Source organism: Streptomyces sp. NPDC001220, assembly GCF_053597895.1.
Genome location: NZ_JBSFJE010000019.1, coordinates 80,956 through 94,235, shown reverse-complemented (window position 1 = coordinate 94,235; position 13,280 = coordinate 80,956). Strand labels below are relative to the sequence as shown.

The following is a 13,280-nucleotide window of genomic DNA, read 5'->3' as shown; positions in this document are numbered from 1 at the left end:
TCACACCGGGCGGGTGCGGCCCTCCCAGTACGGGTCGCGCAGCCGCCGCTTGTACAGCTTGCCGTTGGGGTCGCGGGGCATCTCGGTGATGAAGTCGACGGTCTTGGGCCGCTTGTAGCCGGCGAGCCGTTCCGCGCAGTGGGCGAGCAGGGCGGCGGCGAGGTCGGGTCCCGGTTCGTGTCCAGGAGCGGGTTCCACGACCGCCTTGACCTCCTCGCCCCAGTCGTCGTGCGGGATGCCGAAGGCGGCTGCGTCGGCGACGGCGGGGTGGGAGAGGAGCGCGGACTCGATCTCGGCGGGGTAGATGTTGACCCCGCCCGAGATGATCATGTCGATCTTGCGGTCGCGGAGGAAGAGGTAGCCGTCCTCGTCCAGGTAGCCGAGGTCGCCGACGGTGAAGAAGTCCCCGATGCGGTTCTTCTCCGTCTTGGCCGCGTCCTTGTGGTACGCGAAGCCGCCGGTGTTCATCTTCATGTAGACGGTGCCGAGTTCACCGGGCGGCAGCCGGTTGCCGTCGTCGTCGAAGACCGCGAGTTCGCTGATCGGCCAGGCCTTGCCGACCGTACCGGGCTTCTTCAGCCAGTCCTCGGCGGTGGCGAAGGCGCCGCCGCCCTCGCTGGCCGCGTAGTACTCCTCGACGCTGGGCCCCCACCAGTCGAGCATCGCCCGCTTGACGTGATCCGGGCAGGGGGCGGCGCCGTGGATGGCGTGCCGCATGGAGGAGACGTCGTAGCGGGAACGCACCTGTTCGGGGAGGGCGAGCAGGCGGTGGAACTGGGTGGGGACCATATGGGTGTGGGTACAGCGGTGTGCGTCGATCAGGCGGAGCATCTCCTCGGGGCTCCACTTGTCCATCAGGACCAGGCGGTGGCCTATGTGGAGTGACGCGCCCGCGAACTGCAGGACGGCCGTGTGGTAGAGCGGCGAGCAGACGAGGTGGACGTTGTCGCCGAAGGGCTGGATGCCGAAGATGCCGAGGAAGCCGCCGAGGTAGGCCGCCTCCGGGAGCCTGCCGGGCAGCGGGCGGCGGATGCCGCGGGGGCGGCCGGTGGTGCCCGAGGTGTAGTTCATGACCCAGCCGAGTTCACGGTCGGCGGGCGCCGACTCGGGCTGTCCGGCGAGGAGTTCGGCGTACGGCCGGAAGCCCTCGACCTCACCGACGGCGTACCGGTGGGTGGCCGGGAGGCCGGCCTCGTCGGCGGCGTGCCGGGCGGGGCCGGCGAAGCGTTCGTGGGCGATGAGCACCTTGGCGCCGGAGTCGGAGACGATCCAGGCGATCTCCGGGCCGACGAAGTGGTGGTTGACGGGCACCAGGTAGAGGCCGGCCTGGGTGGCGGCCAGGTACGCGACGAAGAACTCGGGCCCGTTGGGCAGCACGACCGCGAAGGCGTCGCCGCGTTCCAGGCCCGCGGCGCGCAGTCCGTGGACGAGTCTGTTGGCGGCGGCGTGCAGGCGGCCCGCGGTCCATTCCTCGCCGTCGGGTGCGACGAGCACCGTGCGGTCGGGTTCGCTGGCGGCCTGGGCCCAGAATCCGGCGGGGGGCGTGCTGGTCACTTGGCGCTCCTTCCGGCGATGCGGTTGATGCGGTCGACGGCCTGCTCGAAGCCGCGGGTGAGGTCGTCGAAGACGGCCTGGACGCTGCGTTCGCTGGTCATGCGGCCGACTATCTGGCCGACGGGGGTGCCCAGCAGGGGCTCGACCTCGTACTTCTGGATGCGGGTGACGGCCTCGGCGACCAGCAGGCCCTGCAGCGGCATGGGGAGGGTGCCGGGGCCGTTCGGGTCGTCCCAGGCGTCGGTCCACTCGGTGCGCAGCTGACGGGCCGGTTTCCCGGTCAGGGCGCGGGAGCGGACGGTGTCGCCGGAGCCGGCGGCGAGCAGTTTACGCGTCACGCCGGGCGAGGAGAGATCGGCCTCTGTGGCGGTCAGCCATATGGAGCCCAGCCACACTCCCTGGGCGCCGAGACTGAGTGCGGCGGCCACCTGTCGGCCGCTGCCGATGCCGCCCGCCGCCAGCACGGGCAGCGGGGCGACGGCGTCGACGACCTCCGGGGTGAGCACCATGGTGGCGATCTCGCCGGTGTGGCCGCCGGCCTCGTAGCCCTGTGCCACCACGACGTCGATGCCCGCGTCCCGGTGCTTGACGGCGTGCCGGGCGCTGCCCGCGAGCGCGGCGACCAGGACGTCCTGGTCGTGGGCGCGGTCGATGACGTCGACGGGCGGGGAGCCGAGGGCGTTGGCGAGCAGCCGGATCGGGTAGTCGAAGGCGACGTCGAGCTGGGTGCGGGCGACCTGTTCCATCCAGCCGGTGATCCGCCATCCGGACGCGTCGCCCTCGGCCAGCTCGGGCACCCCGTACTTGGCGAGGGTGTCCCGCACGAACTGCCGGTGGCCGTCCGGGATCATCGCCTCGACGTCGGCCTCGCTGACGTTCTCCACCTTCTTGGCGGGCATCACGACGTCGAGTCCGTACGGCTTCCCGTCGACGTGCTCCTCGATCCAGTCGAGGTCGCGTCTGAGCTCGTCGGGGGCGGTGTAGCGGACCGCGCCGAGCACCCCGAACCCACCGGCCCGGCTGATGGCCGCGGCGACGGCGGGGAACGGCGTGAAGCCGAAGACGGCGTGCTCGATTCCCAGGGTCCTGCTCAGCTCCGTCTGCATGGGCGCAGGATGCCGCAGTCGACCGGCCGACGGAAGAGGTTTTCTGATGCTCCGTCAGATTTCTGCTCCGCCGGTCTTCGGCCGTGTCGGTTCGCTGCTGTCCGACTTCCGCCCTGTGGGATTTCCGACCTGCCGGATCCTCCGGCGGCCACCGGTTCGGGCGAGGCGCCCGTCACTCCCCCTCCAGCACCGCCATCGCCGCGTTGTGCCCGGGGACCCCGCTCACCCCTCCCCCGCGCACCGCGCCCGCCCCGCACAGCAGGACGTTGGCGTGCCGGGTCTCCACGCCCCAGCGGCCGGCGCCGTCCTGGGCGTAGGGCCAGGACAGGTCGCGGTGGAAGATGTTGCCGCCGGGGAGGCGCAGGTCGCGTTCCAGGTCGAGGGGGGTCTTCGCCTCGATGCAGGGACGGCCGTCCGCGTCGAGGGCGAGACAGTCGACGAGGGGCTCGGCGAGATGGGCGTCGAGCTGGGCGACGGTGGCTCGGAGGAGTTCGGCGCGTACGGCGTCGTTGTCGGCGGCGAAGAGCCGGGCGGGGGTGTGCAGGCCGAAGAGGGTGAGCGTCTGGTAGCCGCGTTCGACCAGGTCCCGGCCGAGGATCGTGGGGTCGGTCAGGGAGTGGCAGTAGATCTCCGAGGGCGGGGCGGCGGGGAGCCGGCCGGCCGCCGCCTGGGCGTGGGCGGTGGCCAGCTGCTCGTAGCCCTCGGCGATGTGGAAGGTGCCGGAGAACGCCTCGCGCGGGTCGACGGCGGTGTCCCGCAGCCGGGGCAGCCGCTTCAGCAGCATGTTCACCTTGAGCTGGGCGCCCTCGGCGGGTTCCGGGGCCGGGTCGCCGGTGAGGGCGGCGAGCTCCTGCGGGGCGGCGTTGACGAGCACGTGGCGGGCGGCGACGACGCCCTCGCCGTCGGCGGTGCGGTAGGCGACCTCGGCGGACCGGCCGTCCGTCTCGATCCGCACCGCCTCGTGTCCGGTGGCGAGCACGGCGCCCGCCGAGCGTGCGGCGGTGGCCAGTGCGTCGGTGAGGGCGCCCATGCCGCCGACCGGCACGTCCCAGGCGCCCGTGCCGCCGCCGATGACGTGGTAGAGGAAGCAGCGGTTCTGCCGCAGCGAGGGATCATGGGCGTCGGCGAACGTGCCGATCAGCGCGTCCGTGAGGACGACCCCGCGCACCAGGTCGTCCGTGAAGTTCTCCTCGATGGCGACCCCGATGGGCTCCTCGAACAGCGCCCGCCAGGCCTCCTTGTCGTCGATCCGGCGGCGCAGCTCCTCGCGCGAGGGCAGCGGCCCGGTGAGCGTCGGGAAGACGCGCTCGGCGACCCGGCCGGTCATGCCGTAGAACCGCTGCCAGGCCTGGTACTCCTGCTTGCCCCCGGTCAGCCGTTCGAACGCCTCGCGGATGCGTCGCTCGCCGCCGCCGACGAGCAGTCCGGTCGCCCGGCCGTTGCGCTCCACGGGCGTGTACGAGGAGATGGTGCGGCCGCGGACCCGGAAGTCCAGGCCCAGGTCGCGGACGATCTTCCTGGGCAGCAGGCTGACCAGGTAGGAGTAGCGCGACAGCCGCGCGTCGACACCGGTGAAGGGGCGGGTCGATACGGCGGCGCCACCGGTGCGGGCCAATCGCTCCAGCACCAGTACGGTGCGTCCGGCCCGGGCCAGATAGGCCGCCGCGACCAGGCCGTTGTGGCCGCCGCCGACGATGATGGCGTCGTAGGTCCTGGATGGTTCGGTGGCAGGGGGCATGGTTCTTCGTAACACATGATGATCTAGGTGGGTAAGAGGCTTGCCGGTTCGCTCTGCGGGGAGGGCCGTTCGGACAGTGCGGATCGCGGGGGCTAGGCGCGCCCACGCGACTGAGCCGCACACGGACACAGCCACGCGGCCTGACGGGGCGCCCGTTCTACAGGCGTCCGCCCGATGCCTGCTGCTGGCGTAGTACCGCCACCCGTCGGTACAGCTCCACGGCCTCGGCCCCTCGGCCCAGTTGTTCCAGGCAGTGCGCCTCGTCGTTGCGGCTGGCCAGGGTGTCCGGGTGGTCCGGGCCGAGGACCCGCTCCCGGGCGGTGGCCACCCGCCGGTACTCCGTCAGCGCGTCCGCCCAGCGGCCCAGCCAGCCCAGGCTCACCGCGACCTCGCGGCGGCTGACCAGGGTGTCGGGATGGTCGGGGCCGAGCACGCGTTCGCGGATGGCGCATACGTCCCGGGATTCGGCGAGGGCCTCCTCCCAGCGGGCGAGGCGGCCCAGGTTGACGCCGAGACCGTGGCGGGCACGCAGGGTCTCGGGGTGGGCGGGGCCCTGGACGCGGGTGCGGTCGTCGATCAGGGCACGATAGAGGCTGAGCGCGTCGGCGCTGCGGCCGAGGCGGCCGAGGCTGATGCCGACCTCGTAGCGGGCGGCGAGGGTGTCGGGGTGGTCGGGGCCGAGGGCCCGGGAGCGCGCCTCGGCGACCTCGCGGTAGGTCCGCAGGGCCTCTTCCCAGCGCCCCAACTGTCCCAGTGCGTAGGCGACTTCGAAGCGGGTGACCAGGGTGTCGGGGTGCTGTGGGCCAAGGACACGCGCGCGGGCGACGGCCACGTCGTGGGCCATGCGGTACGAGTCCTCCAGCCTTCCCAGTCTGCTGAGGTTGAAGGCGAGGTTGTGGCGGCAGCGCAGGGTGTCGGGATGGTCCGGGCCCATCAGCCGCTGCCGGACGGCGAGTACGGCGGTGTACGCCTGGTGGGCTTCGAAGTGGCGGCCCAACTGACCCAGGACGTAGGCCATTTCCTGGCGGGCGGCGAGGGTGTCGGGGTGGTCGGCCCCGAGCCCGCGCTCCCGGGCGTGGGCGACCTCGGTGTACTCGCGCAGGGCGTCGGCGGCGCGCCCGGTGCGGCTGAGGGTGAAGGCGATCTCGTAGCGGCTGGCGAGGGTGTCCGGGTGGCCGGGGCCGAGGAGGCGGGCGCGCTCGGCGGCGACCGCGCGGTGCATCTCGCCGGCCTCGGCCCATCGCCCGAGCCGGCCGAGGCTGAGTCCGGCGTTGTGCCGGCCGGCCAGGGCGGCGACGGCCTCCGGGGCCGGGACCACGGGGAGGGGCTCGGCGGGGCCGGCGCCCGGGCGGGCCGTCCACTCCCCGGTGAGCCCGGCCGCGGGGTCGGGCGGGGTGGTGCGCAGGCCGGTGCCGGTCGCCTTGTGGCCGGTGGTCATGCCCCGGGTCCAGGACGGCAGCCGGGGCTCGCGGAGCGCCGTGTCCGGGGCCCTGAGCCGGGGCTGCGGGGTGACGACGGTGGGGACGTAGGTGGGTGTCGTACGCCCGGAGATGATCCGGCGGCCCACTTCCTTGGCGTCGTAGGGCCGTTGCTCGGGCCGTTTGGCCAGCAGGTCCAGGACGACCTTCTCCAGCCAGCCCGGCAGTTCGGCGCGGTGGTCGCGGGGCGGGGCTGGTGGGGTGTCACGGTGGCCGATGAGGATCGCCCAGGCGTCGGCGAGGTCGAACGGCGGTGCCCCGGTGGCGATCTCGTACAGCACGCAGCCCAGGGAGTACAGGTCGCTGCGCTGGTCGACCTCGGTGCCGCCGATCTGCTCCGGTGACATGTAGTGCGGGGTGCCCATGGCGATGCCGGTGCCGGTCAGCCGGGAGGTGAGGCCGATGTCGTGGCCGAGGCGTGCGATGCCGAAGTCGCAGAGCTTCACCGTGCCGTCGGTGAGCCGCATGATGTTGGCGGGTTTCAGGTCCCGGTGCACGATGCCCTGTTGATGGGTGTAGGCGAGGGCGGCGGCGACCTGCTCGGCGATGTCGACGACGTCGCCGACGGGCAGCGGATGGTGCTTGTTGTCCTCCATGAGCTGGCTGAGGTTGCGGCCGTCCAGCAGTTCCATCACGAGGTAGAGGATGCCGTCGTGCTCGCCGAAGTCGTGGACGACGGTCACCCCGCGGTGGGAGAGGGCGGCGGCCACTCTCGCCTCACGGCGGAACCGTTCGCGCAGGACGCGGGTGAACGCCTGGTCGTGGTGGGGGCCCAGCGGTTTGAGGCACTTGACGGCGACCTGGCGCCCGAGGGATTCGTCGCGGGCCCGCCACACCTCGCCCATCCCGCCCCGTCCGATCAGGTCGAGCAGCCGGTACCGCCCCTGGACCAGCCTGGTGTCAGCCATCGCGCGCCGTCGCCCCCCGTCGCTGCAGCCCCGCCCTCCCCAGGGGGTCGCGGTCAAGGTGCGGCCGCGCCGAACCGGCCCGTTCCGTGACACACTCCCCTGGTCGTCCAGTATGGCGGTCTAATGCCCGACTTTGTACGGTGCCGGGCGCGCGTCGGGACCGAGCCTCGCCATGGCGCGCAGGATGTGTTTGGGCGGGAGTTGCCAGCGCAGACGTGCGGGAACACTGCGCAGCAGGGTGCCGGTGGCGCGCAGTCGCCGGGTCACGACGGCGGGTTCGGGGGCCGGTCTGCCGTACAACTCGTGGGCGTACGGCGGCAGAGAGGCGTACGCCAGGTGGGCCACGCGCCGCCACAGCACCTCGCGCGCCGGTATCAGGAGCGGGTGCGTCGGGGGGCGGAGCAGGAAGTCGTCCACCGCGCGTGCGTCGGCTCCGGCGGCGAGCAGCGGCCGTACCTGGTGGAAGTAGGCGGCCATGTCCGCCCGGTCGGCCGGTACGGCGGCGTGGTCGAGGCCCACCAGGCGGGCGCTGACCCGGTGCTCGGCGAGGTAACGGTCGGCCTGGGCGTCGGTGAGCGGGAATCCTGAGCGGCGCAGGACGTGCAGATACGAGTCGATCTCGGCGCAGTGCACCCACAGCAGCAGTTCGGGGTCGTCCACGCCGTACCGCTCGCCGGTGTCCGGGTCGGTCGCGCCCAGCATGCTGTGGATCTTCCGCACCCGCGCCCCGGCCCGCTCGGCGGCCTCCGTCGTGCCGTAGGTCGTCGTGCCGACGAAGTTCGCGGTCCGCATCAGCCGGCCCCAGGCGTCGCGGCGGAAGTCGGAGTTCTCCATCACGCCGCGCACCGCGCGCGGGTGCAGGGCCTGGAGGTAGAGCGCGCGGACACCGGCGACCCACATCATCGGGTCGCCGTGCACCTGCCAGGTCACGGAGTCCGGGGTGAACAGCCCGGGGTCGCCGTTCATGACCGCAGACTAACGCCGGACCCGTGGCATCCCCAGTCCGATCCACGAGATGATCTCGCGCTGGATCTCGTTGTTGCCGCCGCCGAAGGTGAAGATGACCGCCGAGCGGTAGCCGCGTTCCAGGTCGCCGTGGAGGACCGCGCCGGCCGAGCCCTCCTTCAGCGGGCCCGCCGCACCGACGATCTCCATCAGCCAGGCGTAGGCGTCGCGGCGGGTCTCGGAGCCGTAGACCTTGACGGCGGAGGCGTCCTGCGGGGTGAGGGTGCCCTCCTGCACGGCGGTCACCATCTGCCAGTTCAGCAGCTTCATGGCGTCGAGGCGGGTGTGGGTGCGGGCGAGGTTGCGGCGCACCCAGGACAGGTCGACGACGCGGCGGCCGTCGGCGAGCTTGGTCTCCATGGCCCAGCGCTGGACGTCGTGCAGGGCGCGGATCGCCATGGTGCCGTGGGCCGCGAGGGTGACCCGCTCGTGGTTGAGCTGGTTGGTGATCAGCCGCCAGCCCTGGTTCTCCTCGCCGACCCGGCGGGAGACGGGGACCCGGATGTGCTCGTAGTAGCTGGCGGTGGTGTCGTGCGAGGCGAGGGTGTTGATCACGGTGCAGCTGTAGCCGGGGTCGGAGGTCGGCACCAGGAGCATGGTGATGCCCTTGTGCGGCGGGGCCTCGGGGTCGGTACGGGTGGCCAGCCAGACCCAGTCGGCGGTGTCCCCGTTGGTGGTCCAGATCTTCTGGCCGTCGACCACGTACTCGTCGCCCTCGCGGACGGCCCGGGTCTTCAGCGCGGCCAGGTCGGTGCCTGCGTCGGGCTCGCTGTAGCCGATGGCGAAGTCGATCTCGCCGGAGAGGATGCGCGGCAGGAAGTACGCCTTCTGCTCGTCCGTGCCGTACCGCATGATCGTCGGGCCGACCGTGTTCAGCGCCATCAGCGGGAGCGGTACGCCCGCCTGGGCGGCCTCGTCGAAGAAGATGAACTGTTCCATCGCGGTCAGACCCCGGCCGCCGTACTCCTTCGGCCAGCCGACGCCGAGCCAGCCGTCCGCGCCCAGCCGGCGGATCGTCTCCCGGTAGAAGCGTTTCTGCGCGGCCGGGTCGGCGTAGCGGGCGTAGGCGTTGTCCGGCACCAGGCCGGCGAAGTAGGCGCGCAGTTCGGTGCGCAGCCGCTGCTGCTCGGGCGTGTGGTCGAGGTGCACGGCGCCTCCAGGCTCCCGACGGGCGGTCCTGACGGCGCACACCGTAGAACGTGTTCCAGAAATTGGGAATGGCGACGCGGGCGCGCGAACCGGTCCGTTCCGGCGGGACCCGTTGGGAGGACGTGGTGGTGGGGTTCCTCAGGTGTCGGTGCGCGGGAAGCCCCCGGCACGGACCGGGGCGCCGGTCAGCGAGGCGGCGAGGTCGGCGATCAGGGTGCCGCCGGTCTCGCGGCCCGCTGCGCGGCGGACGTTCTCGCGGACCTCTGCGAGGCGTTGCCGGCGGTCGGCGTCGGCGAGCAGGTCCTCGATGGTGTCCACCAGGGCGTCGGGGTCGAAGCCGTAGGTGTCCGCCCGGACTCCGAAGCCGAGGTCGGCGACGCGTTGCGCGTTGTCGTACTGGTCCCGGAACAGCGGGAGGACGATCATCGGCAGACCCGCGGCGACGCCTTCGCCCAGGGTGTTGCTGCCGCCGTGGGTGATGAGGAGGTCGCAGTCGGGCAGCACGCCGGGCTGCGGCAGGAACGGCTCGCCGTACATGTTCGGGCCGAGGGTGACCTCGTGGTGGCAGGGGCCCATGGAGACGACGGTGCGGTGTCCGGTGCGGGCCACGACGTCCACGACGTGCTGGAGGAGCCGGGTGTCCAGGGACCCCAGGGAGCCCAGGGACAGGTAGATGACGGGTCCGGTGCCGGGCAGGTGGTCGGCCACCCGGAACCTGCGCTCGCCGGCTCGGACCACGGTGTCGAGCCGGTGCCAGCGCCGCGTGAACTCCGCCGGGCGCGGGTAGTCCAGTGCGCTCGGATAGGTGTAGAGATTGAGCCAGGGCGAGTCGTGGGAGAACCGCAGCGGTTCCAGCCGCGGGGCGCCCTGGGCGGTGCAGTAGGCGTCGAACTCGGCGTGCAGTCCGGTGTGCAGGGCCGCGTACTCGGCGTGGAAGGCGTCCCAGCCGGAGCGGTCGTCGAGCGGGTAGCCGGAGAAGGCGGGCGGCAGATCGGGGTCGGCCAGCTCCAGCGGGTTCGCCGAGACCGACCGGACCCAGGGGGTGCCGGAGGCGGCGACGGACGGGTCCGCACGGACGTTGTCCACCACGATCAGGTCGGGCCGGACCTCGTCGATGATCGCGCACAGCCGGGGGTGGGCGTACTCGGCGGCCCGCGCCAACTCGGCCCACTGCGGCCGGATCACGGTGCGCAGCTGTTCCAGGGTGGTGCCGCGGAAGTGCGCGGCGTTCTCGCGCACCCAGGCGGCCCACATCGCCGGGCCGCCGTCGGCCGGGTCGGTGGGCGGGGGCGAGGCGTCGTACACCTCCTCGTCGAAGCCGTGGGCGGCGGCGACCCCGCGGAAGCTGCCGTCCATCGCGAACACCGGCCGCTGGCCGCGGTCGCGGACCACCTCGGCCATCGCCCGTAGCGCGTTGTACGGACCCCAGGCGGCGGCGCCCGGGACGAAGAGGATCCGGGCGTCGTCAGACACGGGCCGGCCCCCGCCCGGACGGCGGGAGCCGGGGGCCGCCGTCGGTGTCGGACAACTCCGTTGCGCGCAGGGGTGGTTCTCCGGCGGGCACGGTCGTCGCCGTGCCGCGGTCGAACCCGTTGCGGTGCGAGCTCATCGGCCGCCTCTCGGTCCGGGGTCCGGGCCCGCAAGCGTGCCGCGGCCCTGGGGTGATGCCGCTCGACACCGTACGGCCACACCCTGGGGACACCGACAGATCCCCGAACGAAGACCTGTCCGCCGCCACGGCCGTGCTCCTACCTTTCTGTCCCACGCGACCCGGACATGGCCGGCCGCGGCGTCCCCGCTGCTCCGCCGGGCCGCCGGGCCCGCACCGGGCCGACGTGGCGTGTCACACCGACGAGATGGAGCCCTGCCCGTCATGACACAGCAACCTCTCGAGACCCTGCACGAACTGGCCTACGGCGCGTACCCGGCGCGCTGCCTCCAGGTCGTCAGCGAGATCGGCGTCGCCGACCACATCGACGACGAGCCGGTGCCGGTCGGCAAGCTCGCGGCGGCCTGCGGCGCCGACCCCGGCATGCTCACCCGGGCGCTGCGCCTGCTCGCCTCCTTCGACGTCTTCGAGGAACGGGACGGCGGCTACGCGCACACCGTCGCCTCCCGCCACCTGCGCGACGACCACCCGATGAGCGCACGCCCCCTGATCCGGCTGACGGGTCTGCCGATGCATCTGGACAGCCTCGCGCTGCTCCAGCACACCGTGACGACCGGGGAGCCCGGCATCGAGACGCTCCGGCCCGGCGGTATCTGGGCCTACCTCGACGGTCACCCCGACCAGGCCGAGATCTTCAACCGGGCCATGACCTCCAAGGCGGCCGCCGACGTCCCGGCGGTCGTCGACGCCTACGACTTCACGCCGTTCGCGGTGATCGCCGACATCGGCGGCGGTCGCGGGCACCTGCTGCGCGCCGTCCTGGACGCCGTGCCCGACGCCGAGGGCGTCCTGGTCGACCAGCCGAGCGTCATCGAGGCGCAGGGCTTCCCCGACCACCCGCGCCTGGGGCTGCGGGCCGGTGACTTCTTCGACGCGGTGCCGGCCGCCGACGCCTACGTGCTGATGCACGTCCTGCACAACTGGGACGACGAGCACGTGGCGCGGATCCTCGCGACGGTGAGGAAGTCGGCCGCCCCGGGAGCCACCCTGCTCGTCATCGAGAACGTGCTGCCCGACGACCGTCCGACCCCGGCGGCGCTCACTATGGACCTCATCATGCTCGCCCTCACCCGTGGCCGGGAACGCTCGGAGAGCGAGCTGTCCGCGCTCTTCGACGGCGCCGGGTTCCGTTTCACCGGCATGACCGAGACCTCGGGCACCATGCGCATCGCCGAGGCGAAGGCGGTCTGACCCTCCGATGGACCTTCCCTCGACCCACGCCGGTCTCTTCGACGGCTCGACCGACCGGCACGAGCGCATGTTCCCCGGTCCGGACCGGTTCGGCAACGTGTCGCGCGGCTTCGGCGTCTTGCGGGTGCGGGTCGCCCAGGACGACGGCGTCACCCCGGCCGTGGGGAGCCCGGCCGGGGTGACGCCGTTCTGTGCCGGTCATGGCCCGTGCTGGTCGTGGCCCGTGCTGGTCGGCTCGGCTACGCGGCGGGGCCCAGGAGGACGGGCAGCGCGGCGAGGTCGTTGCCGATGAAGGAGTGCTGGGGCTCCAGTTCGTCGGGGGCGATGGAGAGGGTCAGCCGGGGGAAGCGGTCGAACAGGGCCGGCAGGGCGATCTCGGCTTCGAGCCTGCCGAGCGGGGCGCCGACGCAGTAGTGGATGCCGTGGCCGAAGGCCAGGTGCTGCTTGTCGGCACGGTCGATGTGGAAGGCGGCCGGGTCGTCGTGGACGCCCGGGTCGCGGCCGTGGGCGCCGAAGCCTATGAGGATGGCGTCTCCGGCCCGTACGGTGACGCCCTCGCCGAGGTCGATGTCATCGGTGGCGAACCGCAGCGGCAGGTGCATGATCGGCGGGTGCAGCCGCAGCGTTTCGTCGATCACGTCGGTCCAGCGGGCCGGCTCGGCGAGGACGGCGGCGAGCTGGTCGGGGTGGGTGAGGAGTTCGCGCACCGCGGCGTCGATCAGGGCCACGGTGGTCTCACTGCCGCCGCCGATCATCGCGATGAGGGTGGAGACGAGCTCCGTCTCGCTGAGCCGGTCGCCGTCCTCCTCGTGGGCGGTCAGAAGCACGCTGGTCATGTCGTCGGCGGGTGCGCGGCGCTTGGCCTCGATGAGCGTCTGCATCGCACGGTAGAGGTCGTCGGCCACGGCCGCGGACTGCTCGGGCGTGACGTCGGTGGCGAACACCGCCCCCATGACGCGGAGCATCTCGGGCCGCTGGTCGGCGGGGACACCGAACAGGTCACAGATGACTCGGGTGGGCACACCGTGCGCGAACTCGGCGCGCAGGTCCACGTGTTCGTCGGCGCCTCGGTTCTCCAGGGCGTCCAGCAGATCGGTGACGACGACCTCGATCGCGGGCCGCAACTCTTCGATCCTGCGGGGGGTGAACGCCCTGCCGAGCAGCTGCCGCAGCCGCGCGTGGTCGCCGCCGTCGGAGGTGAACATGCTGACCACGTCGACCCACGGATAGAGCCACGGTACGGCGCCGGGCTGGTGTCCGGGCCAGGACTTGCGCGCGTCCTTGGAGACGTGCGGGTGGACGAGGAGCTGCCTGGCGACGTCTCCGCGGGTGACCGACCAGGCGACCACGTCCTCGGGCAGGCGCACGCGGACGGCGGGGCCGACGGCACGCAGTTCGTGGAGTTGCTCGTACAGACGTCTGCCGCCGTCGCTGTCGAGGGTCACGGCCTCGGTGTGAGGGCTGGTCACGCGGTACCTCCTG

At 72.6% G+C, this 13,280-nt stretch carries 9 protein-coding genes; 1 reads left to right on the top strand and 8 read right to left on the bottom strand.

What is annotated here, in order from left to right:
• From ACWDGI_RS36415 to ACWDGI_RS36385, 7 genes are all read right to left on the bottom strand, one after another.
• Positions 1–1,554 (bottom strand): acyl-CoA synthetase, encoded by a 1,554-nt coding sequence (locus tag ACWDGI_RS36415; RefSeq protein ID WP_450766570.1) that lies wholly within the window; start codon positions 1,552–1,554, stop codon positions 1–3.
• Positions 1,551–2,660, bottom strand: a complete 1,110-nt coding sequence (locus ACWDGI_RS36410) for an NAD(P)H-dependent flavin oxidoreductase (RefSeq protein WP_450766568.1) — start codon at positions 2,658–2,660, stop codon at positions 1,551–1,553. The genes ACWDGI_RS36415 and ACWDGI_RS36410 overlap by 4 nt, the downstream gene beginning before the upstream one ends.
• A gap of 172 nt (positions 2,661–2,832) precedes the next feature.
• Positions 2,833–4,398: a phytoene desaturase family protein gene (locus ACWDGI_RS36405; RefSeq protein WP_450766566.1), complete on the bottom strand. Its 1,566-nt coding sequence runs from the start codon at positions 4,396–4,398 to the stop codon at positions 2,833–2,835.
• A 157-nt stretch (positions 4,399–4,555) separates the two neighbouring features.
• On the bottom strand, positions 4,556–6,784 hold the full coding sequence (locus tag ACWDGI_RS36400; protein ID WP_450766565.1) for a tetratricopeptide repeat protein: 2,229 nt from the start codon (positions 6,782–6,784) through the stop codon (positions 4,556–4,558).
• 120 nt (positions 6,785–6,904) lie between these two features.
• Positions 6,905–7,750: an oxygenase MpaB family protein gene (locus tag ACWDGI_RS36395; protein ID WP_450766563.1), complete on the bottom strand. Its 846-nt coding sequence runs from the start codon at positions 7,748–7,750 to the stop codon at positions 6,905–6,907.
• Between the two features lie 9 nt (positions 7,751–7,759).
• Entirely contained in the window at positions 7,760–8,938 is a 1,179-nt protein-coding gene (locus tag ACWDGI_RS36390) for an acyl-CoA dehydrogenase family protein (protein WP_450766561.1), read from the bottom strand.
• 138 nt (positions 8,939–9,076) lie between these two features.
• On the bottom strand, positions 9,077–10,411 hold the full coding sequence (locus ACWDGI_RS36385) for a nucleotide disphospho-sugar-binding domain-containing protein (protein ID WP_450766559.1): 1,335 nt from the start codon (positions 10,409–10,411) through the stop codon (positions 9,077–9,079).
• A 400-nt stretch (positions 10,412–10,811) separates the two neighbouring features.
• Between ACWDGI_RS36385 and ACWDGI_RS36380 the strand changes: the two genes are divergently transcribed.
• Complete coding sequence (locus ACWDGI_RS36380; RefSeq protein WP_450766557.1) at positions 10,812–11,798, top strand: methyltransferase; 987 nt, start codon at positions 10,812–10,814, stop codon at positions 11,796–11,798.
• Positions 11,799–12,037: 239 nt separating this feature from the next.
• Here ACWDGI_RS36380 and ACWDGI_RS36375 read toward each other — a convergent pair whose 3' ends face one another.
• On the bottom strand, positions 12,038–13,267 hold the full coding sequence (locus ACWDGI_RS36375; RefSeq protein ID WP_450766555.1) for a cytochrome P450 family protein: 1,230 nt from the start codon (positions 13,265–13,267) through the stop codon (positions 12,038–12,040).
• Positions 13,268–13,280: the final 13 nt, after the last annotated feature.

Coding starts and splice junctions, on each gene's coding strand:
- ACWDGI_RS36410 (WP_450766568.1), bottom strand. CDS start 2,660: ATGCAGACGGAGCTGAGCAGGACCCTGGGAATCGAGCACGCCGTCTTC.
- ACWDGI_RS36405 (WP_450766566.1), bottom strand. CDS start 4,398: ATGCCCCCTGCCACCGAACCATCCAGGACCTACGACGCCATCATCGTC.
- ACWDGI_RS36400 (WP_450766565.1), bottom strand. CDS start 6,784: ATGGCTGACACCAGGCTGGTCCAGGGGCGGTACCGGCTGCTCGACCTG.
- ACWDGI_RS36395 (WP_450766563.1), bottom strand. CDS start 7,750: ATGAACGGCGACCCCGGGCTGTTCACCCCGGACTCCGTGACCTGGCAG.
- ACWDGI_RS36380 (WP_450766557.1), top strand. CDS start 10,812: ATGACACAGCAACCTCTCGAGACCCTGCACGAACTGGCCTACGGCGCG.